At 74.1% G+C, this 23,538-nt stretch carries 22 protein-coding genes; 7 read left to right on the top strand and 15 right to left on the bottom strand.

Features of this window, described 5'->3' with window-relative positions:
• Positions 1-16: 16 nt before the first annotated feature.
• Positions 17-1,075 carry an alpha/beta hydrolase gene (locus CK505_RS11035; protein ID WP_095651085.1) on the top strand — a complete coding sequence of 353 codons (1,059 nt, stop codon included), beginning with the start codon at positions 17-19 and terminating at the stop codon, positions 1,073-1,075.
• On the opposite strand, the gene CK505_RS11030 is transcribed toward CK505_RS11035, so the two are convergent.
• From CK505_RS11030 to CK505_RS10995, 8 genes are all read right to left on the bottom strand, one after another.
• Positions 1,027-1,821 (bottom strand): isoprenyl transferase, encoded by a 795-nt coding sequence (locus CK505_RS11030; protein ID WP_095651084.1) that lies wholly within the window; start codon positions 1,819-1,821, stop codon positions 1,027-1,029. The genes CK505_RS11035 and CK505_RS11030 overlap by 49 nt on opposite strands.
• 2 nt (positions 1,822-1,823) lie before the next feature.
• Complete coding sequence (gene recO, locus CK505_RS11025) at positions 1,824-2,576, bottom strand: DNA repair protein RecO (RefSeq protein ID WP_095651083.1); 753 nt, start codon at positions 2,574-2,576, stop codon at positions 1,824-1,826.
• Positions 2,577-2,702: 126 nt separating this feature from the next.
• Positions 2,703-4,448 (bottom strand): 2-isopropylmalate synthase, encoded by a 1,746-nt coding sequence (gene leuA, locus CK505_RS11020; protein WP_095651082.1) that lies wholly within the window; start codon positions 4,446-4,448, stop codon positions 2,703-2,705.
• 178 nt (positions 4,449-4,626) lie between these two features.
• Entirely contained in the window at positions 4,627-6,096 is a 1,470-nt protein-coding gene (locus CK505_RS11015; protein WP_095651081.1) for an LCP family protein, read from the bottom strand.
• A gap of 153 nt (positions 6,097-6,249) precedes the next feature.
• Positions 6,250-7,326: a GTPase Era gene (locus CK505_RS11010; RefSeq protein WP_035928448.1), complete on the bottom strand. Its 1,077-nt coding sequence runs from the start codon at positions 7,324-7,326 to the stop codon at positions 6,250-6,252.
• On the bottom strand, positions 7,319-8,650 hold the full coding sequence (locus tag CK505_RS11005) for a hemolysin family protein (RefSeq protein WP_017833980.1): 1,332 nt from the start codon (positions 8,648-8,650) through the stop codon (positions 7,319-7,321). The genes CK505_RS11010 and CK505_RS11005 overlap by 8 nt, the downstream gene beginning before the upstream one ends.
• Positions 8,651-8,656: 6 nt before the next feature.
• A complete protein-coding gene (gene ybeY, locus CK505_RS11000; RefSeq protein ID WP_095651080.1) occupies positions 8,657-9,163 on the bottom strand; it encodes an rRNA maturation RNase YbeY in 507 nt (168 codons plus the stop codon).
• Positions 9,163-10,248, bottom strand: coding sequence for a PhoH family protein (locus CK505_RS10995; protein WP_017833978.1), 1,086 nt, complete (start codon positions 10,246-10,248; stop codon positions 9,163-9,165). Before CK505_RS10995 ends, ybeY begins: the two co-directional genes overlap by 1 nt.
• A gap of 288 nt (positions 10,249-10,536) precedes the next feature.
• Between CK505_RS10995 and CK505_RS10990 the strand changes: the two genes are divergently transcribed.
• Positions 10,537-11,463, top strand: coding sequence for a GerMN domain-containing protein (locus CK505_RS10990; protein ID WP_095651079.1), 927 nt, complete (start codon positions 10,537-10,539; stop codon positions 11,461-11,463).
• 19 nt (positions 11,464-11,482) lie between these two features.
• Here the strand turns inward: CK505_RS10990 and CK505_RS10985 are convergent, their stop codons facing one another.
• The 3 genes from CK505_RS10985 to hrcA form a co-directional block, all read right to left on the bottom strand.
• Entirely contained in the window at positions 11,483-12,259 is a 777-nt protein-coding gene (locus CK505_RS10985; protein WP_017833976.1) for a 16S rRNA (uracil(1498)-N(3))-methyltransferase, read from the bottom strand.
• Positions 12,256-13,407 carry a molecular chaperone DnaJ gene (gene dnaJ, locus CK505_RS10980; RefSeq protein WP_017833975.1) on the bottom strand — a complete coding sequence of 384 codons (1,152 nt, stop codon included), beginning with the start codon at positions 13,405-13,407 and terminating at the stop codon, positions 12,256-12,258. Before dnaJ ends, CK505_RS10985 begins: the two co-directional genes overlap by 4 nt.
• A gap of 72 nt (positions 13,408-13,479) precedes the next feature.
• Complete coding sequence (hrcA, locus tag CK505_RS10975; RefSeq protein ID WP_095651078.1) at positions 13,480-14,487, bottom strand: heat-inducible transcriptional repressor HrcA; 1,008 nt, start codon at positions 14,485-14,487, stop codon at positions 13,480-13,482.
• A 174-nt stretch (positions 14,488-14,661) separates the two neighbouring features.
• Here hrcA and CK505_RS10970 point away from each other — a divergent pair, with 174 nt between their 5' ends.
• Both CK505_RS10970 and CK505_RS10965 read left to right on the top strand, forming a co-directional pair.
• Positions 14,662-15,525: a DUF3097 domain-containing protein gene (locus CK505_RS10970; protein WP_017833973.1), complete on the top strand. Its 864-nt coding sequence runs from the start codon at positions 14,662-14,664 to the stop codon at positions 15,523-15,525.
• A 155-nt stretch (positions 15,526-15,680) separates the two neighbouring features.
• On the top strand, positions 15,681-16,145 hold the full coding sequence (locus CK505_RS10965; RefSeq protein ID WP_095651077.1) for a DUF4870 domain-containing protein: 465 nt from the start codon (positions 15,681-15,683) through the stop codon (positions 16,143-16,145).
• A 94-nt stretch (positions 16,146-16,239) separates the two neighbouring features.
• Here the strand turns inward: CK505_RS10965 and hemW are convergent, their stop codons facing one another.
• Complete coding sequence (gene hemW / locus CK505_RS10960) at positions 16,240-17,484, bottom strand: radical SAM family heme chaperone HemW (RefSeq protein WP_095651076.1); 1,245 nt, start codon at positions 17,482-17,484, stop codon at positions 16,240-16,242.
• Complete coding sequence (gene lepA, locus CK505_RS10955; protein WP_095651075.1) at positions 17,484-19,340, bottom strand: translation elongation factor 4; 1,857 nt, start codon at positions 19,338-19,340, stop codon at positions 17,484-17,486. Before lepA ends, hemW begins: the two co-directional genes overlap by 1 nt.
• A 169-nt stretch (positions 19,341-19,509) precedes the next feature.
• Here lepA and CK505_RS10950 point away from each other — a divergent pair, with 169 nt between their 5' ends.
• The gene (locus CK505_RS10950; protein ID WP_095651074.1) at positions 19,510-20,085 is read left to right on the top strand and encodes a type II toxin-antitoxin system PemK/MazF family toxin; all 576 of its coding nucleotides are present in this window, start codon (positions 19,510-19,512) and stop codon (positions 20,083-20,085) included.
• A 200-nt stretch (positions 20,086-20,285) separates the two neighbouring features.
• Positions 20,286-20,546: a 30S ribosomal protein S20 gene (gene rpsT, locus CK505_RS10945; protein ID WP_017833968.1), complete on the top strand. Its 261-nt coding sequence runs from the start codon at positions 20,286-20,288 to the stop codon at positions 20,544-20,546.
• A gap of 115 nt (positions 20,547-20,661) precedes the next feature.
• Here the strand turns inward: rpsT and holA are convergent, their stop codons facing one another.
• Positions 20,662-21,663 (bottom strand): DNA polymerase III subunit delta, encoded by a 1,002-nt coding sequence (holA, locus tag CK505_RS10940; RefSeq protein ID WP_017833967.1) that lies wholly within the window; start codon positions 21,661-21,663, stop codon positions 20,662-20,664.
• A gap of 122 nt (positions 21,664-21,785) precedes the next feature.
• On the opposite strand from holA, the gene CK505_RS10935 reads away from it, so the two are divergent.
• Positions 21,786-22,571 carry a potassium channel family protein gene (locus tag CK505_RS10935; protein ID WP_095651073.1) on the top strand — a complete coding sequence of 262 codons (786 nt, stop codon included), beginning with the start codon at positions 21,786-21,788 and terminating at the stop codon, positions 22,569-22,571.
• On the opposite strand, the gene CK505_RS10930 is transcribed toward CK505_RS10935, so the two are convergent.
• A partial coding sequence (locus CK505_RS10930) for a ComEC/Rec2 family competence protein (protein ID WP_141246810.1) occupies positions 22,568-23,538 on the bottom strand: 971 nt, incomplete at its 5' end. The genes CK505_RS10935 and CK505_RS10930 overlap by 4 nt on opposite strands.

Genomic DNA, 23,538 nt, shown 5'->3' with positions numbered 1-23,538 from the left:
CGCACGAGGTGAGGGCATGGGTGCTCCCCCGGACCCGTGGGTCCCCGACGTGCTGGGACCCGGCTTCCGCGCGCGGACCGTGGACCTGGACCCCGGCTCCGCCCCCCACTCCACCGCCACGGTGGTCCGCTACCGGCCGGGGGACGTCCCGCTCGTGCCGGGCCGACTGCGCGGGGCCGTGCTGTACCTGCACGGCTGGTCCGACTACTTCTTCAACGCCGAGCTGGCCCGGACGTGCGCGGCCGCGGGCTACGCGTTCTACGCCCTGGACCTGCACGGCTACGGCCGGAACCTCACCGACGAGGTGCTCGCCGTGGAGGAGGGCCGCCCGGGCCACACCACGGACCTCGCGGACTACGACGACGACATCGCCGCGGCGCTCGGCGTGATGGCCGAGGACGGTCTGCCCGGTCCGCGGGGGCGGCTCGTGCTGATGGGCCACTCGACCGGGGGTCTCACCGCGGCGATGTGGGCCTCACGGCACCCCGACCGGCTCGACGGACTGGCCCTCAACGCCCCCTGGATCGGCAGCCACGGCTCCGACGCCGTGGGCGCCGTCCTGCGCCCCCTGGTGGCCCGGCTCGCCGAGCAGCGCCCGGACGTCCCGGTGCGGGCCCGGCTGCGCAGCCACTACTACCGGGTGATCAGCGAGCACGCGGAGGGCGAGTGGCCGATCGACGCCCGGTGGCGGCCCGAGACCAGCTTCGACATCACCCCGGGGTGGCTCAACGCTGTCCTTCAGGCTCAGGGTGAAGTGGCGAAGGGTTTGAACCTTCACCTTCCAGTGCTGGTGCAGACCTCGGCCCGCTCGTGCATCCGCCCCTGGTGGAGCGAGCGGATGCGCTCGGCCGACACCGTGCTGGACGTCCGGCAGATCCGCCGGCACGCGCCCGATCTGGGCACCGACTTGACGCTGCGCTCCTACGAGGGCGCCGTCCACGACGTGCACCTCTCCCGGCAGGCCGTGCGCCGGGCCGCGCAGAGGGATCTCGCCGCCTGGCTGCGCGGTCTGCGACGGCGCCGGCCTCAGGCGGAGGCGCCGGGGCCGGCGACGCGGTCGACGGCTCCGCCGTAGCGCCGGTCCCGCCGGGCGTAGACCTCCACGGCCTCCCACAGGGTGCGGCGGTCGACGTCCGGCCAGAGCACGTCCTGGAAGATGAGCTCGGCGTAGGCGGACTGCCACAGGAGGAAGTTGGAGATCCGCTGCTCCCCGGAGGAGCGCAGGAAGAGGTCGACGTCCGGCAGGTCGGGCTCGTCGAGGTAGCGCTGGACGGTCTTCTCGTCGATGCTCCGCGGGTTCAGGACGCCCGCCCGGGCGTCGGCGGCGATGGCGGCCGCGGCGTCGGCGATCTCGGCCCGCCCCCCGTAGTTCACGCACATGGTGAGGGTGACGACGTCGTTGTCGCGGGTGGCCCGCTCGGCCTCCTCCAGGCGGTTGATGACCGAGCGCCACAGGCGGGGCTTGCGCCCGGCCCACCGGATCCGGATGCCCCACTCCTGGAAGGTGGGCAGCTGGCGCTCCATGACGTCGGCGGTGTAGTTCATCAGGAACGTCACCTCGTCCAGGGAGCGCTTCCAGTTCTCGGTGGAGAACGCGTAGGCGCTGACGTACGGGATGCCCATCTCGATGGCCCCGGCCATCACCTCGATCAGGGCCGCCTCCCCCGCCTTGTGGCCCTCGTTGCGCGGCAGCCCGCGCTGGTTCGCCCAGCGCCCGTTGCCGTCCATGACCACGGCCACGTGCTGCGGCACGAACTGCCGCGGGATCGGCGGGGCGCTGGCGCCGCTGGGATGGGCGGGCGGGGCGGCAAAGCCGGGCATGGTCAGCTCCGTTCCACGAGGTTCAGGGACCGGACGGCCCTCTCCAGGTGCCACTGTACGTAGGTGGCCACGATCCCGGCGGCGGCCCGGGCCGTGCGGGGCTCCACGGCGTCGATCCGCTCCCACGCCCCGGTGAGCAGGGCGGAGAGGTGCTCGACGGTCGCGGGGTCGGGGGCGGCGGCCCCCGGCGGGCGGCAGGCCTGGCAGACGGCGCCGCCGAGCGGGGCCGAGAACGCCTCGTGCGGTCCGGGGGCGCCGCACCGGGCGCAGTCGGTGAAGCTCGGGGCCCACCCGGCCGTGGACACGGCACGCAGCAGGTAGGAGTCCAGGACGGCCCCGGGTTCGTGCAGCCCGCGGGCCAGGGCGGACAGGGCGCCGACGAGCAGCCGGTACTGCTGGGCCGCGGACTCGTCGTCGTTCTCCGTGAACTTCTCCGCGGCCTCGGTCATGGCCGCGGCGGCGGTGTACTTGGCGTAGTCGGCGGCGATGACCGACCCGTAGCCGCGCTTGCCCAGCGCCTGGGAGACGATGTCGAGGTTGCGACCGGTGACCAGCTGCAGCTCGGCGACGTTGAACGGCTCGAGCCGGGAGCCGAAGCGGGAGGTCGTGCGCCGCACGCCCTTGGCCACGGCCCGGACCTGCCCGTGGTCCCGGGTCAGGAGCACGACGATCCGGTCGGCCTCGCCGAGCTTGTAGGTGCGCAGCACGACGGCGTCGTCCCGGTAGCTGCGTGATGCGAACGTCGTCCTGGCCACCGAATCATTGTCCCACGCGGGGCGGACGGCGCAGGCCGACGGCGCAGCGGGACGGGCCGGGCGGGACGACGACGGCGGGCCGCCCCACGTCCGGGGCGGCCCGCCGTCGCACGGTACGCCGGGCGCTCAGCCCTGGGCGTCCCGCACGGCCCGGTTGACCGCCGAGACGAGGGCCTTCAGGGACGCGCGGGTGGTGTTCGCGTCGATGCCGACGCCCCACAGGACGCGGTCCCCCACGGCGGCCTCGACGTAGCTGGCCGCCTGGGCGTCGCCGCCGGCCGAGAGGGCGTGCTCGCTGTAGTCGAGCACGCGCACGTCCACGCCCTCGGACGCGAGGATCGTCTGCAGCGCCTCGATGGGGCCGTTGCCCTGCGCCGTGCGGTGGTGCTGGACGCCGTCGACGTCCAGGCCGATCTTGAGGGTGCTCTCCCCGTCCTCCTCGGAGGTCGTGGTGATGTTGGTGATCCGGTACCGGCCCCAGCGCCCGGCGTCCCCGTCCTGGACGGTGGGCAGGTACTCGTCCGCGAACACCTTCCACAGCTCCGCGCCGGAGACCTCCCCGCCGGAGGTGTCGGTGTGCTCCTGCACCACGCGGGAGAACTCGATCTGCGCCCGCCGCGGCAGGTCCAGCCCGTGCTCGTTGGCGAGCAGGTAGGCGACCCCGCCCTTGCCGGACTGCGAGTTCACCCGGATGACGGCCTCGTAGGTGCGGCCCAGGTCCTTGGGGTCGATGGGCAGGTAGGGCACGGCCCACACCAGCTCGTCGACGCCCCGGCCCTGCTCCTGCGCGTCCCGGGCCATCCGGTCGAAGCCCTTCTTGATGGCGTCCTGGTGGGAGCCGGAGAACGCCGTGAACACGAGGTCCCCGCCGTAGGGGGCCCGCTCGGGGACGGGCAGCTGGTTGCAGTACTCGACGGTCCGGCGGATGTCGTCGATGTCGGAGAAGTCGATCTGCGGGTCCACGCCCTGGGTCAGCAGGTTCAGGCCCAGGGTCACCAGGTCCACGTTGCCGGTCCGCTCACCGTTGCCGAACAGGCAGCCCTCGATGCGGTCGGCGCCGGCCAGGTAGCCCAGCTCGGCCGCCGCCACGCCGGTGCCGCGGTCGTTGTGGGGGTGCAGGGAGACCACGGTGGCGTCCCGGTTGTAGAGGTTGCGGCACATCCACTCGATGGAGTCGGCGTAGACGTTGGGGGTGGCCATCTCCACGGTGGCGGGCAGGTTGAGGATCATCTCCCGGTCCCCGCCGATCTCGAAGGTCTCGGCCACGGCGTTGGCGATGCGCGCCGCGAACTCGAGCTCGGTGCCGGTGTAGGACTCCGGGGAGTACTCGTAGGTCACGGACGTGTTCTTCAGCTGCTCCTCGTACTTCAGGCACAGCCGCGCCCCCGTGAGGGCGATGTCCACGATCCCGTCCATGTCCTGGTCGAAGACCACGCGCCGCTGCAGGGTGGAGGTCGCGTTGTAGAGGTGCACGATCGCCTTGTCGGCGCCGTCGATGGCCTCGTAGGTGCGCTCGATGAGGTGCTCACGGGACTGGGTCAGGACCTGGATCGTGACGTCGTCGGGGATCCGGTCCTCCTCGATGAGCCGGCGCACGAAGTCGAAGTCGGTCTGGGAGGCGGAGGGGAACCCGACCTCGATCTCCTTGTAGCCCATCCGCACGAGCAGCTCGAACATCTTGAGCTTGCGGTCGGAGTTCATGGGGTCGATCAGCGCCTGGTTGCCGTCCCGCAGGTCCACGGCGCACCACCGGGGCGCCTCGGTGATCACCCGGTCCGGCCAGGTGCGGTCGGAGAGGTCGAACGGGAACTGCTGCTGGTACGGCACGTACTTGTGGATCGGCATGCCGGAGGGCTGCTGGTAGTTGCGCATGGAAGGGGCCTGTTCTGCTCGAGACGTCTGCGGGTGGCCGGGCATCAGGAACTCCGCAACGGGAGGCCGGCCATCCAGTCCTCGGGTCAGGCCCCGTTGCGGCACGTAAGGAGGAGGAGCGTCCCGGTCCGCATATGTTCAACCTATCACGGGGCGTCCGGCGCGCCGGGTCGCGTTCTCACCAGTCGCCGGCCGCCTGCTGGCAGGTGTACTGCTCCGCGGTCTGGCCGTTGAGCTCCCCGGGCAGCCCCGCCCCGAGCTCGAGCCGCTCCCCCTCGCGGAAGTCCTGGCCCACCGACACGAACACCCCCACCACGTCGGTGGTCGGCACGATCTGCGAGGAGGGGACGCCGAGCAGCTCGGCGACCTCGACGGCCGCCTCGTACCACCCCGCGCCGAAGAAGATCTGCGTGCCCGGCAGCTCGGTGGCCTGCGGGCCGGACTCGACGGCCGTGTAGCCCTCGTCCTCGAGCACGTCCGCGATGTCCGCGTCCCGGCCGTCGACGCCGGAGACGTTGGCGACCGTGAGCGGGACCGTGGCCGGGTCGACCGTGGGGGCCGGGACGGCGGCGTCGGGCGACGGGGTCGCGGAGGAGGTCGGCTCGTCGGCCGGCTCCGCGGAGGGCGACGTGAGCGGCCGGTCCTCGCGCAGCGCCTCGAAGAGGTGCTCGGCCGGGTCCGCGTCGAGCTGGAGCCGGTTGGGGTCCAGCGCGTAGGGCTCGGTGGGCGCCGTCACGAAGACCATGCTGCCCAGGTCGATCCCCCGGACCGCCGTGCCGAGGCCGACCACCGTCGGGACGGAGCCGAGCCCCTCGTCGACGTGCAGGTTGCGGGTGGCGACGTCGGCGATCTCGTAGAGCTTCGGCAGGTCCGACAGCGTCCCCTCGTCCTTGATCTTGCGGGCCATGGACGCGAGGAACGACTGCTGGGAGCGGATCCGGCTCGTGTCCCCGCCGTCGCCGAAGGCGGCGCGGCTGCGCAGGAACGCCAGGGCCTGCTCGCCCTCCACGGAGGAGACGCCGGCGGGCAGCTCCAGCCCCGACTTCGGGTCGTCGACGGCCTCGTTGACGCACACCTCGACGCCGCCCACGGTCGAGGACAGCTCCTTGACGGCGTTGAAGTCGGCGAGCATGAAGTGGTCGATCTTGAGGCCGGTCATCTGGTTGACGGTGGCGACCGTGCACCCGGGGCCGCCGTTGGCGATCGCCGAGTTCAGCATCGCGTCCTCCTCCGCCGGGTGGACCTCGCCGGACTCGGGGTCCGTGCAGCGCGGGATGTCCGCGACCAGGTCGCGCGGCAGGGACACCACGGTCACGCCGCTGCGGTCCTCGCTCACGTGCACCAGCATCATGACGTCGGTCAGGCCGGCGCCGGCGCTGTCCTCGTCGTCGCCGTACCGGTCGTTGCCCTCGCCGTCACGGGTGTCGGTGCCCATCACGAGGATGTCCAGCGGGCCGGCCTCGGGGCCGGTCCCGTCGCCGAGGTCGAGCGGGGAGGTGTCCAGGTTGGACTGCAGCCGCCAGGTCGCGGCCACGCCGGCCCCGAGGACCGCGAGCAGGACGACGACCAGCCCGACGGCGGCCCAGCGCTTCCGGGACCATCGGCGGGCGCGGTGGCGTCCGTGGGCGGCGGGGGGCGTAGAGGACACGGTGACTCTCTCCTGGCAGGCCCCGGGCGCGGGGCCCGGGGTCGGGGGGACGGCGCCCGGCCGGGGCGCCGGGTGTCATGCTAGTCGCCCGCCCCGGGACTCGGGGCGGGCGACGCGGCGGGGTGGGGGCGCGATCCGGGGGCCCCGGGTGGCTCAGAAGCCCAGGCGGGACAGCTGCTTGGGGTCGCGCTGCCACTCCTTGGCGATCTTCACGTGCAGGTCGAGGTAGACCTTCGTGCCCAGCAGCGCCTCGATGGCGGTCCGGGACCGGGTGCCGATCTCGCGCAGCCGCGCGCCGCCCTTGCCGATGATGATGGCCTTCTGCGACGACCGCTCGACGTAGACGTTGACCCGCACGTCGAGCAGCGGCCGGTCCGCGGGGCGGCCCTCGCGGGGCACCATCTCCTCGACCACGACCGCGAGGGAGTGCGGCAGCTCGTCCCGCACCCCCTCGAGGGCGGCCTCCCGGACGAGCTCGGCGACCATCGTCATCTCGGGCTCGTCGGTCAGCTCGCCGTCGGGGTACAGGGCCGGGGACTCCGGCATCCTGCCGATGAGCAGCCCGGCGAGGGCGTCGACCTGGAAGCCGTCCACGGCGGAGACGGGGATGACGTCGGCCCAGCCCGGGTCGTCGGCGTCGGGCCGGGGCGCGTGCGCGGCCGCGGAGCGGTGGCGGGGCTTGCGGGCGGCCCGTTCGGCGCGCTCGGCGCGGACCCGGTGCTCGGCCTCCATGACGGAGCGGCCCAGCTCGGTGACCGCCAGCAGCTGCTCGGCGAGCTCGGCGCGGGAGACGGTGTCCGTCTTCGTGACGATCGCCACGACCGGCTTGTTGCCGGAGGCCGCGAGCTGCTGGGCGATGAACCGGTCCCCGGGGCCGATCTTCTCGTCGGCGGGCACGCAGAAGCCGATGACGTCGACCTCCGCGAGGGTGTCCGCCACGAGGTCGTTGAGCCGCTCGCCGAGCAGCGTCCGCGGCCGGTGCAGGCCCGGCGTGTCCACGAGCACGAGCTGGCCCTCCGGCCGGTGCACGATGCCGCGGATGGTGTGCCGCGTGGTCTGCGGCCGGCTCGAGGTGATCGCGACCTTCTGTCCGACCAGGGCGTTGGTGAGCGTGGACTTCCCGGCGTTGGGGCGGCCGACCAGCACGGCGAAGCCGGCGCGGAACGGGACCGGCTCCCCGGTGGTGGAATCGCCGACCCCGGGGGGCACGGCGGGTGTGGGCTCAGACATGGTGGTGGGTCTCCTCCTCGGACTCCTGGGCGGCGGGCTCCACGGCTGTGGAGCCCGGGGGGACCCAGTCGGGGTCCCGGCGGACCTCGAGCTGGCCCACCCGGTTGCGCCGGCCCTCCAGGGTGATGGCCTCGAGGACGATGCCCTCGACGGTGGCGCGGGAGCCCACGATGGGCACCCGGCCGGTGGACTTGGCGAGCAGGCCGCCGGCCGTGTCCACCTCGTCGTCCTCGAGGTCGAGGCCGAACAGGTCGCCCAGGTCCTCGACGCTGAGCCGGGCGGAGATCCGGTAGCGGCCGTCGCCGAGCTCGGCCACCTCGGGCTTCTCCCGGTCGTACTCGTCGACGATCTCGCCGAGCAGCTCCTCGATGAGGTCCTCGAGGGTCACCAGCCCGGCGGTGCCGCCGTACTCGTCGACGACGATCGCCACGTGGATCGACTCGAGCTGCATCTCGCGCAGCAGCTCGTTGACCTTCTTCGACTCGGGCACGTAGCGGACCTCGCGGGCGAGCTCGGAGAGCCCGGTGAGCCGCAGCCCGGTGCCCAGCCGGTGCACCCGCTCGGCGAGGTCCTTCTGGTACAGGATGCCGAGGACGTCGTCGGCGCTCTCGCCGATCACCGGAATGCGGGAGTAGCCGGAGCGGAAGAAGAGGTTCAGGGCGTTGTCCACGGTGTCGTCGTCGTCGACGGAGACCATGTCGGTGCGGGGCACCATGACGGCCCGGACGTTGGTGTCGTCGAGGTCGAAGACCGAGTGCAGCAGCTCCGCCTCGTTGTCCTCGATGAGGGCCTGGCCCGTGGACCGGTCCACGAACTCGAGCAGCTCCTCCTCGGTGAGGTAGCCGGGGGCGATGTTCCCGGCGTCCCGGGTGCCCGAGGAGCCCAGCCGCACGAGCATCCCGGGGACCGGCCCGAGCACGATGCGCAGCAGGCGCACCAGGCCGGCGGTGGCCCGGACGGTGCCGGCGGCGTGGCTTCGCCCGACCTGGCGCGGGGAGACCCCGGTGAGGACGAAGCCCACGGCGGCCATCACCACGGTGGCCAGGAGGCCGGCGAGCCAGACGTCGTCGAGGCCGTCGAACATCGCGAGGGCCACCGCTACGGCGGAGGCCGTCTCGAACCACACGCTCCAGAAGCGCAGGGCCTGCAGGTGCGCGGTGGGCGTGGCCAGGATCCTGGCGGCGGAGGAGTCGGGGGCGTCCCGGGCGATGGCCTCGGCGTCCGCGCGGGGCAGGTAGGTGAGGCCCGTCTCGGCGGCCGTGAGGACGAACGCCGTGCCCAGGAACACGATCGCCGCGACGACCAGGACGGCAGTGGTCATCATGGGGCGCTACTCCATGGTCTCGACCGGCGCGGGCCGGCCGAGGAAGTCGGTGAGCAGGTCCCGCTGGAGGGCGAACATGATCTGCCGCTCCTCGGGCTCGGCGTGGTCGTGCCCCAGCAGGTGCAGGATCCCGTGGGTGGTGAGCAGGCACAGCTCGTCCGCGACGGAGTGACCGCCGGCCTCGGCCTGCCGGCGGGCGACCGGGGGGCACAGCACGATGTCGCCCAGGGTGCCCTCCGCGGGCTCCTCCGGGGTCCCCGGGCGCATCTCGTCCATGGGGAAGGAGAGCACGTCCGTGGGGCCGGGCAGGTCCATCCACTCGACGTGCAGGCGGGCCATCTCGTCCTCGTCGACCACCGCGATGGACAGCTCCGCGTCGGGGTGGACGTGCAGGCGCTCCAGGACGTGGTCCGCGAGCCGGCCCAGCAGCTCGACGTCGACCGCCTCCCAGGCCGCGCACTCCCCGGCGGGGACGTCCTGCGGGTCGACCTGCAGGTCGAACTCGACGGCCATCAGGCCTCCGCCCCGTCCGCGTCCGGGGCCGCCGGCGCGGCGTCGCGGGCGGCGCGGGCGTCGTCCTTGCGCCGGCGCCGTTCGTTGCGGTGCCGGTTGGTCGTGTCGAACGCGTCGTAGGCGCTGACGATCCGGCCCACCAGCTCGTGGCGCACCACGTCCTCCGCGGTCATCTCCGTGAACGCGACGTCCGGGACGCCGCTGAGCACGTGCTGGACCTGGCGCAGCCCCGAGGACGCGCTGCCCGGCAGGTCCACCTGGGTGACGTCCCCGGTGACGACCATCTTGGAGCCGAAGCCGAGCCGGGTGAGGAACATCTTCATCTGCTCGGGCGTGGTGTTCTGCGCCTCGTCGAGGATGATGAACGCGTCGTTGAGGGTGCGGCCGCGCATGTAGGCGAGGGGGGCGACCTCGATGGTGCCCGCCTCCAGGAGGCGGGGGATCGAGTCCGGGTCCATCATGTCGTGCAGCGCGTCGTAGAGCGGGCGCAGGTACGGGTCGATCTTCTCGCTGAGCGTCCCGGGCAGGAAGCCCAGCCGCTCCCCCGCCTCCACGGCGGGGCGCGTGAGGATGATCCGGGAGACCTCCTTGGCCTGCAGCGCCTGGACGGCCTTGGCCATGGCCAGGTAGGTCTTGCCGGTGCCGGCGGGACCGATGCCGAAGACCACGGTGTGCTCGTCGATGGCGTCCACGTAGGTCTTCTGGTGCAGCGTCTTGGGGCGGATCTTGCGGCCGCGGCCGGAGAGGATGTTCTGGGTCAGGGCGCCGCTGGGGCGGGCGGTGAGGTCCCTGCCGATCAGCTCGAGCAGCTGGGTGATGACCTGGGGCGTGACCGCGGTCTCGCGGCCGGCCAGGACCTTCAGCTCGTCGAAGAGGGTGGCGACGATCTGCACGGGCCCGCTGGGGCCCTCGATGCCGAGCTCGAGACCGCGCGGGCTGGTCGTGAGGCCGGGGAACGCCGTCTCCACCTGGCGCAGGGTGTCGTCCCCGGAGCCGAGGCACCGGACCATCGTCTCGCGGTCGGGGAAGGTGATGACGGTGCGGGCCGTCAGGGGGTGCGTGGTGCCGGGCAGCGTCTCAGTCATGGGTCCGGCCGCGCGGGCCGTGCTCTCGCTCTCTCGTGGGTCGCCGTGGTAGGGACGGCGGACGGGACTCGTCCTCACCCCAGGGTACCGCGCGGCTCCGGCACCGGAGGTCGCCCGCCGCACATTGCGATTTGGTATCGGTCACGCCCGCCGGGGCTCCTCGGCTGGGGGCGTCCACAGGCCCTGTGCTGGAATGGTCCGGTCCTCCGGCAGGGGGACGGGTGCGGCCTCCCCCGGTGCCGGCACCGCCCCCACCCGATCCCGGAAAGCCGAGGTGCGCGTCCCCCCATGGCCACTGCCCGTTCCCGGCCCCGGTCCGCCCGCGGCCGGCTCCCCGTGCTCGCCCTGTCCGCCGTGGGCGCCCTGGTCCTCGGCGCGTGCGGCACCGGTCCGGAGCCCGCCCTCGAGGGCACGGTCAGCGCGTCGGGCGCCGCGCCGGCCGCGTCCACCACGGCGAGCACCGCGGACGGCCGGGTGGCCACCACGAAGCTGCCCGTCTACTGGGTGGGCCGCGCGGACGGCGAGGAGCGGCTGTTCCGCGAGTTCCGGGACGCCTCCGAGGCGGCCGCGGCCGTGGACCCCATCGCGGCGGCGGCGGCGCTGATGACCGGGGCGACCCCGGAGGACCCGGACTACCGGACGCTGTGGTCCCCGGTGGACCGGGTGGGCGCCTCGACGTCCCCGGGCGGGACCATCACCGTGGACCTGCCGTCCGAGGCCTTCCGCCCGGACCTGGACGACCGCGAGGTCCGGCTGGCCCTCCAGCAGCTCGCGCACACCGTGACCGCCACGGCGGCCACGGCGGGCCTGCTGCCGGAGGGCTCCGCGGCCGAGGTCGTGGTGCTCGTGGACGGCCGGCCCGACGAGGAGGTCTTCGGCTCCGTACGCCTCGACGGCCCTCTCCGCCCCGACGAGGCGCTGGAGGCCCCGCTGTGGCTCGACGAGCCCCGGCAGGACGAACGGTCCGAGGGGACCCTCACCCTCTCGGGACGGGCGCTGGACGAGGTGCGGGACTGCCGGTGGACCGTGGCCGGACCCGGTGGGGAGCGCGTCTCGAGCGGCGCGGCGGACGAGGTCCCGCGGGGCGACGGGACCGCCGGGTTCCGGGCCGAGCTCGAGCTGGCGCCGGGCCCCTACGTGGTGACGGTCGTCGGCCGGGACGCCGAGGGCGGGACCGTGCGCGACGACAAGGACGTGGAGGTCGTCCCCGGCTGAACCGGCCGCCCGGGACTCATCAGGTCCCGGACGCCCAGCGGCCGAGCGCGGCGCTGAGCACCGCCAGCGCGGCCGGTCCCGCCGTGGAGCTGCGCAGCACCTCCGGGCCGAGCCGGACCGCGAGGGCCCCCACCCCGGCCAGGACCTCGCGCTCCGCCGGCGCGACGCCCCCCTCGGGCCCCACCACCAGGACGATCCGCTCGGCCCCCGCCCACGGGGCGCCGGCGGCGCCGGCCAGGTCGGCGAGGGAGTCGTGCGCCTCCTCGTGCAGGACGAGGCCGCGGGTCCCCGGCTCCCCGAGCAGGCGGGCGAGCTCGCGGGTGGTGGACAGGGGCAGCACCTCGGGCCAGGCGGCCCGCCGCGACTGCTTGGCGGCCGCCGCGACGGTGTGCACCCACTTCTCGTGGCTCTTGGCGGCGCGCTCCTTCTTCCACCGCACGATCGAGCGGTCGGCCTGCCAGGGCACCACGGCGTCGACGCCCAGCTCGGTGGCCGTCTCCACGGCCAGCAGGTCCCGGTCGCCCTTCGCGAGGGCCTGGGCGAGGACCAGCCGGGGCGTGCGGGCGGGCTCGGTGGTCACCGAGACCACGCCGACCTCCATGCTGTCCCGGTCCCCCGCGCGCAGCTCCCCGGTGGCCCGGGTCCCCGCGCCGTCGACGAGCTCGAGCCGCTCACCGGGCGCGAGCCGGCGCACGGTGACGGCGTGCCGGGCCTCCGGGCCGGTGACGGTGAGCGCCGCCCCGGGGCCGAGACCGGCGAGCCGGCCCGGCTCGACCTTGAAGACCGGCAGGCTCACAGGTCGGAGAACCGGTCCTTGAGCCGGGAGAAGAAGCCGCCGGAGCCGGCCGGGGAGTTCAGGGTGGTGCCGGTGGACTGGTCCTCGCCGCGCAGCCGGGACAGCTGCTCGAGCAGCTCGCGCTGCTCGTCGTCGAGCGCCGTGGGGGTCTCGACCTCGAGGTGGACGAACAGCTCGCCCCGGCCGCCGCCGCGCAGCCGGGTGGCCCCGAGCTCGTGCAGGGTGACGGTGTGGCCGGTCTGCGTGCCGGGGGCGACGGGCACCTCGCGCTCGCCGTCGAAGGTCTCGAGGGTCACGGTGGTGCCGAGGGCCGCGGAGGTCATGGGCACCCGGACGCGGGCGTGCAGGTCGTCGCCCTGGCGCTCGAACGTGGGGTCGGGATCGACCTTGAGCTCGACGTAGAGGTCGCCGTTCGGCCCGCCGGCTGTGCCGGCCTCGCCCTGCCCCGAGAGGCGGATCCGGTTGCCGGTCGAGACGCCGGCGGGGATCTTGACGGTCAGCGGGCGGCGGTCGCGCACGCGGCCCTCGCCGTAGCACTCGTGGCACGGGTGCTTGATGACGGTGCCGAAGCCCTGGCAGGTGGCGCACGGCGCCGCCGTGACCACGGTGCCGAGGATCGACTGGACCTGGCGCTGCACCTGGCCGGATCCGTGGCAGACGTCGCAGGTCTCGGGCTGGGTGCCCGCCTGGCAGCAGGTGCCGTCGCAGGTGGGGCAGACCACGGCGGTGTCCACGGTGATCTTCTTCTCCGTGCCGAAGACCGCGTCCCGGAGGGTGACCCGGACGTTGATCAGGGCGTCCTGGCCCTGGCGGGTGCGGGAGGCGGGTCCGCGCCGGCCGGAGCCGGCGCCGCCGGCGCCCTGGAAGAAGGTGTCGAAGATGTCGGCGAAGCCGAACCCCGTGCCGGGGAAGCCCCCGCCGAAGCCGGTGTCGGTGCCGTTCTCGTTGCCGGTCGCGTCGTAGACGCGCCGCTTCTCGGGGTCGGAGAGGACGTCGTTGGCGTGGGAGAGGCGCTTGAAGTCCTCGGCGGCCTCCGGGCCGGGGTTGACGTCGGGGTGCAGCCGGCGGGCCTTCTTGCGGTAGGCCTTCTTGATCTCTTCCTGGCTGGCGTCCCGGGACACGCCCAGGGTCTCGTAGTGATCGCTCACCGTGGTCCGTTCTGTCGAGAGGTCTGTGGTGGGTTTCGCTGGTGGGCCCCGGGGGACGGGGCCCGTGGGGGCTCAGCCCCCGAGGATACGGGAGAGGTAGCGGGCGACGGCGCGCACGGCGGCCATCGTGGACGGGTAGTCCATGCGCATGGGGCCCACGACCCCCACCTTGGACTGCGGCCCGTAGCCGGTGGCGACGACGGCGGCCTCGGACAGGGGGCCCTCGGCGTTCTCCGTGCCGATCCGCACGGCCACCCCGCGGGCGTCCTGCTCCATCTCGGAGAGCAGCCGGAGCATCACCACCTGCTCCTCGAGGGCCTCGAGGACCGGGCCGATGCTCAGGTGGAAGTCCCCGGTGGAGCGGGCGAGGTTGGCGGTGCCGGCCATGACCATGCGGTGCTCGGCCCCGCCCGCCGCGAGGGCGCCGACGGCCTCCGCCACGGCGGCGGCGGCCGGCTGCAGCGGCGGGGCGGTGGCCGCGGTCATCACGGCGAGGGCGTCCGGCACCGCGGTCAGGGAGCGCCCGACCACGGCGGCCAGCACCCGGGCGCGCAGCTCGAGCAGCTGGGACTCCTCGAGCGGGGCCCGCAGCACGGCGACGCGCTGCGCCACCCGGCCGTTGGTGGGGATGAGCACCACGAGCACCCGGCCGGCGCCGAGGTCCACGACCTCGACGTGGCGCACGGTGACCCCGGAGGCGTGCGGGTACTGCACGACCGCGACCTGCTGGGTGAGCTGCGCGAGCAGCCGCACGGTGCGCTCCATGACGTCGTCGATGTCCGCGGCGTCGTCCAGCAGCCGCTGGATGGCCCGCCGTTCCGGGCCCGAGAGCGGCTTGACGGCCGCGATCTGGTCGACGAACGTGCGGTAGCCCTTGTCCGTGGGGATCCGGCCCGAGCTCGTGTGGGGGGCCGTGATCAGGCCCTCCTCCTCGAGCGCGGCCATGTCGTTGCGCACGGTGGCCGAGGAGACGCCGAGCCGGTGCCGGTCCACGAGGGCCTTGGAGCCGACCGGCTCGCGGAAGTGCACGTAGTCCTCCACGATGGCCTGCAGGATCTGCAGTCGTCTCGGATGGTTCACGTCGCTCCTCCCCGGTTCGTCCACGCCCCCGAAGATGCCCTGGCACTCGGGTGGCCACAGTGCCAACGGCGTCCAGTGTAGCCCCCGTGTCCGACGGCCGGTCGCCCCCGCGGTTTGGTACGCTTCCGGCTGATCCGCGCCGGACGCGCGGCACCGCGACCCGGGAGGACGACCATGAGCCACCACGGCTGGGGGCCGCGCAGCCTCGACGACGACGCCCTCGCCCGCCGCCGGCCGGTCTCCGCGGAGGTCCCGGTCGCCCCGGGGATGCTCCTGGAGGACGTCACGACCGGCTGGGTCGGCGCGGTCGTGTCCCTGGAGACCATCGGCGGGATGCGCGTGCTGGGGCTCGAGGACCGGAGGGGGCGGGTCAAGGCGTTCCCCCTGGGACCGGGGTTCCTGCTCGAGGGCGAGCCCGTGGTCGTCGTCGAGCCCCGCCGAGCCCCCGCGGCGCGCAAGCCCTCCCGCACGCGCTCGGGCTCCGTGGCCGTCGAGGGGCTGCGCGCGAGCACCGCGAAGGCCTCCCGGGTGTGGGTCGAGGGCTACCACGACGCCGAGCTGGTGGCCAAGGTGTGGGGCCACGACCTGGCGGTCGAGGGCATCGTCGTGGAGCCGCTGCACGGCATCGACGACCTGCCCGCCGCCGTGCGGGAGTTCGGGCCGGGCCCCGGGCGGCGGCTCGGCATCCTCGTCGACCACCTCGTGGCCGGCTCCAAGGAGTCGAGGATCGCCGCGGAGACCATGCGCCTGCCCGGCGCCGCGGGCAACGTCCTGGTGCTGGGCCACCCGTACGTCGACATCTGGCAGGCGGTCAGGCCGCGCACCCTCGGCATCGACGCCTGGCCCGTGGTCCCGCGGGGCACGGACTGGAAGACCGGCACCGCCGCCGCCCTCGGGTGGCCGCACCGCACCCCCGGCGACCTCGGCCGGGCCTGGCAGCACATCCTGTCCCGCGTGGACAGCTACGCCGACCTCGAGCCGTCCCTGCTGGGCCGGGTCGAGGAGCTCATCGACTTCCTCACCGCCCCCGGGGCCTGACCCGGCGCCCCGCGTGCACGGGCAACGCCCAGCAGATCGTCACAAAGGCACACGTGCGCGGGGCGGATCCTCCGCCCTCCGGGCCGCTCGGTAGGATGGTCGTGTCCCACCCACCGTCCGCGGCCCCGCCGCGGTCCCACCGCCGAAGGACATCCGTGCCCGTGCAGACCGACCCCCGACCGAGCCGCGACAACGCCGGGGCCCCGTTCGAGGGCCTCTCCCCCGTGGCCCAGCCGCTGACCGTCACCGAGGACCACCAGTGGGCGACCCTGGCGCACTTCGGCGGCGTCATCGGCTTCCTCCCCTCGTTCCTCGTCCACCGCGTCTTCCGCGGGCGCGGCCCGTTCACGGAGCAGGAGTCGATGGAGGCCATGAACTTCACGCTGCTGCCGACCCTGGTGGTGGTCACCGGGATCCTGCTCGCCCCGGTGCCGTTCATCGGCTGGTTCTTCGCGCTCGCCGCCGCCGCCGCGTGGCTGCTGCTCGCCGTCGGCTCCCTGATCGGCGGGGTCCGGGTCAACCGCGGCGAACCGCACCTCTACCGCTTCAACACCCGGCTCTACGACCGGCTCGTCGAGCGCTTCCGCGAGCGGTCCCGGGGGCGCGCCGCGCGCGGCTGATCCCGGTCCGCGCCGGGGACGTCCCTGACGGACGCATCCGTTCCCGACGGGTGCGTCCGTTCCGCGTGCGGGCGCCCCGGCCGGGGTGCCCCCGTCAGGCGAGCAGCCGCCGCACCACGGCGTCGCCGAGAAGCCGGCCCCGCAGGGTCAGCACCAGCGAGCCGCGCAGCGCCGCCGCGGGCTCCACCAGCCCGTCCGCGATCAGCCCGGCCACCGCGGTCCGCCCGCCGCCGGCCAGGGCGGTCGTGGGCAGGCCGTCGCGGATCCTGGCCTCCAGCATCACCCGCTCGAGGTGGCGGGTGTCGGCGTCGAGGATCTCGCGCCCGGCCGCCGGCGACTGCCCGGCGCGCACCCGGTTCGTGTAGGGCACGGGGTGCTTGAGGTTCCACCAGCGCGTCCCGCCCACGTGCGAGTGCGCCCCGGGCCCGATCCCCCACCAGTCCTGGTTGCGCCAGTAGGCGAGGTTGTGCCGGCTGCGGTGGGCGCCGGCGTCCGCGCCCTCGGCGGGCCGGGCCCAGTTGCTCACCTCGTACCACTCGAAGCCGGCCTCGGCGAGGATCCGGTCCGCGAGTTCGTACTTGTCGGCCTGGTCGTCCTCGTCGATCGGCGGGACCTCCCCGCGCCGCATCCGCGCCGCGAGCTTCGTGCCGTGCTCGATGATCAGCGAGTACGCGGAGACGTGGTCGGGCTCGTAGCCCACCGCCGTGCGCACCGAGTGCTCCCAGTCGGCCAGGGACTCCCCCGGGGTGCCGTAGATGAGGTCCACGCTGACGCCCAGGCCGGCCTCGCGCGCCCACCGCACGGCCCGCGGCACGTTGTCCGGGTCGTGCGTGCGGTCCAGGACGGCGAGCACGTGCGGGACGGCCGACTGCATCCCGAAGGACACCCGGGTCACCCCCGCCGCCGCGAGCACCGCGAGGGACTCCGGCGTCACGGAGTCCGGGTTGGCCTCGGTGGTCACCTCCGCGCCCGCCGCGAGCCCGAAGCTCTCCGCGGCCTGCGCCAGGACCGCGGCGAGGTCCTCGGCGGGCAGCAGCGTGGGGGTGCCGCCGCCGAAGAACACGCTGTGCAGCGGGCGGGGGGCCACCCCGGAGTCCTCCAGCACCCGGCGCGCCCAGCGGACCTCCGCCGCGGCGTCCCCGGCGTAGGCGTCCTGGGACACCCCCGCCCCGAGCTCCACGGCCGTGTAGGTGTTGAAGTCGCAGTAGCCGCACCGGACCGCGCAGAACGGCACGTGCACGTAGAGGCTGAGCGTGCGGTCGGCGGAGCCCACCGCGGCGGAGGGCGGCAGCAGTCCGTCGAGCGGGCCCGGCAGGCCCTCCGGCTGGGCGGGGGCCACTACTTCTTCTTGTCCTTCGCCCCGGACTCGTCGGAGGACAGCGCCGCGACGAACGCCTCCTGGGGGACCTCCACCCGGCCGACCATCTTCATCCGCTTCTTGCCCTCCTTCTGCTTCTCGAGCAGCTTGCGCTTGCGCGAGATGTCGCCGCCGTAGCACTTGGAGAGCACGTCCTTGCGGATCGCCCGGATGTTCTCGCGGGCGATCACCCGGGAGCCGATGGCCGCCTGGATGGGCACCTCGAACTGCTGCCGCGGGATGAGCTCGCGCAGCTTGCCGGTCATCATCACCCCGTAGGCGTACGCCTTGTCCCGGTGGGTGATCGCGCTGAAGGCGTCCACCGGCTCGCCCTGCAGGAGGATGTCGACCTTCACGAGGTCCGCGGCCTCCTCGCCCTCGGCCTTCCAGTCCAGGGACGCGTAGCCCTTGGTGCGGGACTTGAGCTGGTCGAAGAAGTCGAAGACGATCTCGGCCAGGGGCAGCCGGTAGCGCAGCTCCACCCGGTCCTCGGAGAGGTAGTCCATGCCCTTGAGCTGACCGCGCTTGGACTGGCACAGCTCCATGATCGCGCCGATGAACTCGGACGGGGCCAGCACCGTCGCGGCCACCATGGGCTCGCGGATCTCGGCGATCTTGCCCTCGGGGAACTCGGAGGGGTTCGTGACCGCGCGCTCGGTGCGGTCCTCGAGGGTGACGTTGTAGCTCACGGAGGGCGCCGTGGAGATCAGGTCCAGGTTGAACTCGCGCTCGAGGCGCTCCCGGACGATCTCGAGGTGGAGCAGGCCCAGGAACCCGCACCGGAAGCCGAAGCCCAGGGCCGCGGAGTTCTCGGGCTCGTAGACCAGGGCGGCGTCGTTGAGCTGGAGCTTGTCCAGGGCGTCGCGCAGGACCGGGTAGTCGGAGCCGTCGATGGGGAACAGCCCCGAGAAGACCATCGGCTTGGGGTCCTCGTAGCCGCCCAGGTTCTCGGCCGCCGGCCGCTGGTGGTTGGTCACGGTGTCCCCCACCCGGGACTGGCGCACGTCCTTGACCCCGGTGATGAGGTAGCCCACCTCGCCCACGCCGAGCCCCTCCGTGGGCTTCGGCTCGGGCGAGATGACCCCGATCTCCAGCAGCTCGTGCTGCGCGCCGGTGGACATCATCCGGATCCGCTCCCGCGGGGTCAGCTTGCCGTCGACCACGCGGATGTAGGTGACCACGCCGCGGTAGGTGTCGTAGACGGAGTCGAAGATCATGGCCCGCGAGGGCGCGTCCGCGTCCCCCTGCGGGGCGGGGACCAGCTCCACGATCCGGTCGAGCAGCGCCTCGACGCCCACACCGGTCTTCCCGGAGACCCGCAGCACGTCCTCGGGGTCCACGCCGATGAGGTTGCCGAGCTCCTGGGCGTACTTCTCCGGCTGGGCCGCGGGCAGGTCGATCTTGTTCAGCACCGGGATGATCGTGAGGTCGTTCTCCATGGCCAGGTACAGGTTCGCCAGGGTCTGCGCCTCGATGCCCTGCGCGGCGTCCACCAGCAGCAGCGCGCCCTCGCAGGCGGCCAGGGAACGGGAGACCTCGTAGGTGAAGTCCACGTGGCCCGGGGTGTCGATCATGTTCAGCGCGTAGTCCGTGCCCCCCACGTTCCAGGGCATCCGCACCGCCTGGGACTTGATGGTGATCCCGCGCTCGCGCTCGATGTCCATCCGGTCCAGGTACTGGGCCTTCATCTCCCGCGTGGTGACCACGCCGGTGGCCTGCAGCATCCGGTCCGCGAGCGTGGACTTCCCGTGGTCGATGTGGGCGATGATGCAGAAGTTTCGGAGGATCGACGGGTCGGTCGAGGCGGGAACCGGGGCATTGACGGCCAGCGGTGACACGGGCGGTCCTTTCTCCGGGAGAACGTCGCTTCCGGCAGGTCCTGGGGCTACCGGCGGGTGGACCGCGCCGGGGATTCAACTGTCCAGTTTCCCACGTTCGGTCATGGAGAGCCATTTCGGCCCGCGGGGGCCCCGGCCGCGCCGGAGGGCCCCTGGCTAGAGTGGTCGCATGAAGCTCAACCTCGGCACCCTGACCCGGCTCGCCGCCCGCGCCGTAGACGCCTACCAGCGCTCCGGGCGGCGCCGCCCGGAGCCCTCCCGGCCGGGCCGGCGCACCGCCTCGCCGTCCGCGCGGCCCCGGCCCACCGTGCCGTCCCGGGCCGGCGACGGCCGCCCCGCGGGGCTCTCGCGCCCCTACCGCGGGGACTGGACGGGTCCGGTGCGGCCCGTCTACCGGCCGTTGTCCGACGGCGAGGCCGATCCCGGCGAGATCGTGTGGACCTGGGTGCCCTTCGAGGAGGACCACCGCCGCGGCAAGGACCGGCCCGTGCTGGTCGTGGACCGGGCCGGGGACCACCTGCTGTGCCTGATGCTCACCTCCCGGGACCGCAGCAATGGGCTGGAGCAGGACCCGGACTACGTGGACGTCGGGACGGGGCCGTGGGACCCGCGGGGCCGGCCGTCCGAGGTCAAGCTCGACCGCGTGGTCCAGGTGCTGCCCGCCGACGTCCGGCGCGAGGGCGCGGTCCTGCCCGAGCCCCTCTTCGACCGGGTGGCCGGGCGGCTCCACCGCCTGCGCGGCTGAGCCGGCGGCTCAGGACCGCCCGTGTCGGCGCCGCCCGGCGGCGGGGCGCGGTCTGCTAGACTTTTCTGCTGTGTGTCCGCGCTGGTCGTCGGGCACTGCAGGACGGTCGCCACACGGGCGTCCCCACTCCCACTCAGTCACATGGCTGTCCTGTTTGCCCTCACTGACCGAATTCCGCACCCATCGCCAAGGAGTTATACGTGGCCAACATCAAGTCCCAGAAGAAGCGCAACCTCACCAACGAGAAGTCGCGCCTGCGCAACAACGCGTACAAGTCCGAGCTGAAGACGCTGGTCCGCCGCGTCGACGAGGCCGTCGGCGCCTCCGACAAGGAGACCGCCCAGGACGCCCTGCGCGTCGTCTCCCGCAAGCTCGACAAGGCCGTCAGCAAGGGCGTCCTGCACAAGAACAACGCGGCCAACAAGAAGTCCGGCCTGGCCAAGCTGGTCGCCAAGATCTGATCCCGGTTCCCCGCGAACCGCGCCCGCCGCTCCGGCGGGCCGCACGGAGGCCCCGTCCCGCTCAGGGACGGGGCCTCCGTCGTCCCCCGAGCCCGTCCGGCCCGGGGACCTCCGCTCAGCGGCGGCCGGACAGGGCGATGGTCGTGATCGCCCGCTCCACCGCGTAGGCGGGGTCCCGCCCCTCGCCCTTGACCTGGGCGTCGGCCTCGGCCAGCGCCCGCAGCGCCCGCACGAGGTCCTCCTCGGAGAAGCGCCGGGACTCCTCCTGCGCCCGCTCCACCATCCACGGGGCCGCCCCGATCCGCTGGGCGAGCTGACCCGCGCCGCCGCGGGTCCCGTGCACCTGGGCGATCGTGCGCAGCTTCGCGGCCAGCGCCCCGACCATCGGGACGGGGTCCACCCCGGTGTCGAGGGCCTGGCGCCACAGCTTGAGGGCGCTCTCGGCGCGTCCGGCCAGCGCGGCGTCCGCGACCTTGAACGCGGTGGCCTCCACGCGCCCGCCGTAGTACTTCTCCACGTCGTCGAAGCTGATGCTCTCGGGCCCGTCGGACAGCAGCTGGGCGCACGCGGCGGCCAGCTCGGCCGTGCTGCTGCCCACGGCGGCGGCGAGCGCGCGGGCGGCGTCGGGGTCGATGCGGCGCCGGTGGGTGCGGAACTCGGTGACGATGAAGTCGGTCTTGTCGCGGTCGTTCTTGAGGGGCTTGCACTCCACGACGGCGGCGCCGGCGGCCTTGAGGGCGTCGAGGAGCTTCTTGCCGCGGTTGCCGCCGCTGTGCTCCCAGAGCACGACGACGTCCGGGTCGGGGGCCTGGACGTAGGCGAGGCCGTCGGCGAGGCAGTCGTCGTTCATGGCGGCGAGGTTGCTGACGTGGATGAGCTTCGCGTCGTCGAACAGGGAGGGGCTGGCGAGCGCGGCGAGCTGTCCGGGGGCGTAGGCGGCGGCGTCGACGGTGGAGAGCTCGACGGGGCCGCGCCGGTCCTTGAGGGCGGTGCGGACGCGGTCGCGGGCGCGGGCGGCGAGGTAGTCCTCGGGGCCGGTGAGCAGGATGAGCGGGGTGGGCTCGACGTCGCGCCAGGTGGGTCCGGCGGTGGGTGCGGGGCGCCTCGGTGGGGTCATGGCCGCGTCCTCCTGTGGTGGCGGCCGGACGGGGCCGCCTGCTGGGTGGGGTGGTCTCCAGCTTCCCACGTCCGGGCGACATGTGGTGGCGTGGTCCCGGGTGGTGGGGTCATGATCGTGGCATGCGGAGGGGTCGCGGGGAACGGGTGGCCGGGCGGGTGCTGACGGGGGCCGCCGTCGTGTTCCTGGTGGCGTGGGCGTGGCCCATCCTGGATCCGGGGCTGGAGCCGCGGCTCGTGCTGGCGTGCCGGGTGGTGCTGGGCGGGGTGTGGGCGCTGTTCGTCGGGGACTACGTGGTGCGCCTGGTGCGGGCCGGGGACCGGCGGGAGTTCGTCTCCTGCCATCTGCTGGACCTGCTGGTGCTGGTCTTCCCGGTGCTCCGGCAGCTGGAGCTGGTGCGGCTGGTCGCCCTGGTGCTCGTCGTCAACCGGCGGGCCTCGGCGGACCTGCGGGGGCGGGTGGCCGTGCACCTGGCCGGCGGGGCGCTGCTGCTGGGCGTGGTCGGCTCGCTGGCCGTGCTGGACGCCGAGCGGGGCGCTCCCGGGGCGGGCATCACGAGCTTCGGGGACGCCGCCTGGTGGACGGTCACGACCATGAGCACGGTGGGCTACGGGGACCTGTACCCGGTCACCGTGCTGGGCCGGGGTGTGGCGGTGGTCCTGATGCTGGGCGGTGTGGGGGTGCTGGGTCTGGTCACGGCTCTGCTGGCCTCCTGGCTGGTGGAGGCGGTGGCCGCCCGCGGGGGCCGTGACCCGGCCGCGGAGGTCGCGGCGCTGCGGGCGCAGGTGGCGGAGCTGACCGAGCAGGTGCGCCGGCGGGAGGAGCGCGGGCCGGGTCCCCCGGACCGGGGGGCGGGGGGCGAGGACCCGCCGGGGCCCGGGACGGTGGTCCGGGGGCCGGCGGGCTAAGGCTCGGCGGGGACGGCACGGATTCGGCCCCCCTCGCGCAGGATGTAGGCGCTGCCGTGCTCGTCCGTGCGCACGAGGGGGATCCCCCGGGTGCGCAGGTGGTCGAGGATCCGGGGGTGGGGGTGGCCGTAGTCGTTGTCCCGGCCGGCGGAGACGACGGCCAGCCGGGGTCCGGCCGCGTCGATGACGGCGGTGCCGCCGTTGCGGGCGCCGTGGTGGGAGACCTTGAGCACGTCGACGTCGACGAGCGGCCCGGCGGTGCGCAGGAGGGCGCGTGCGCCCTCCTCCTCGAGGTCCCCGGTGAGCAGCCAGGAGGTGGACCCGCCGTCCTCGCCGGTGAGCTCGGCACGCAGCACGAGGGAGGCGTTGTTCTCGTCGGCGGAGGACGGGTCGCTCCAGCGCCCCGGCGCGGTCGGTGCCGGGGCGAGGACGGTCAGGCGCAGTCCGCCCAGCGTCCGGGTCTCCCCCGGGGCCGGCCGGCGGGCCGGGGTGCCGGGCAGCGCGTCGGTCAGCCCGTCCGGCGGTGCCGCGGCCGCCGTGGCGTACCAGACCTCGCCGATCCGCCCGTGCCGGGCGAGGGCGGGCAGGCCTCCGGTGTGGTCGGCGTGGGCGTGGCTGAGGACCACGAGGTCCAGGTGCTCCACCCCGCTGCGCCGCAGGCACCGTGCCAGGGCCTGCGGGTCGGGACCGGTGTCCACGAGGACGGCACGGCCCGGTGCGGTGCGCAGGAGGACGGCGTCCCCCTGGCCCACGTCGCACAGCACGGCCTCCCAGGCCGGCGGCGGACGTCGGGCGTCCACGGCGGCGCGCAGGGCCAGCGCCGCGAGGACGAGCAGCACGGCCGCGGCGGCCGCGATCCGCCGCCGCCGGCGCCGGCGGGACCGCTCCCGCCAGTGCTCCTCCGGGACGGGGACCGGCGCGTCGCCCTCGTGCACGGTCCCGGACGTCGGCCGGGGGCGCCGGCGGC

The organism is Kocuria sp. WN036, from assembly GCF_002287015.1.
GTDB lineage: Bacteria > Actinomycetota > Actinomycetes > Actinomycetales > Micrococcaceae > Kocuria > Kocuria rosea.
Note: the sequence above shows the minus strand (reverse complement) of the source record. Positions and strands in the feature narration are given on the sequence as shown.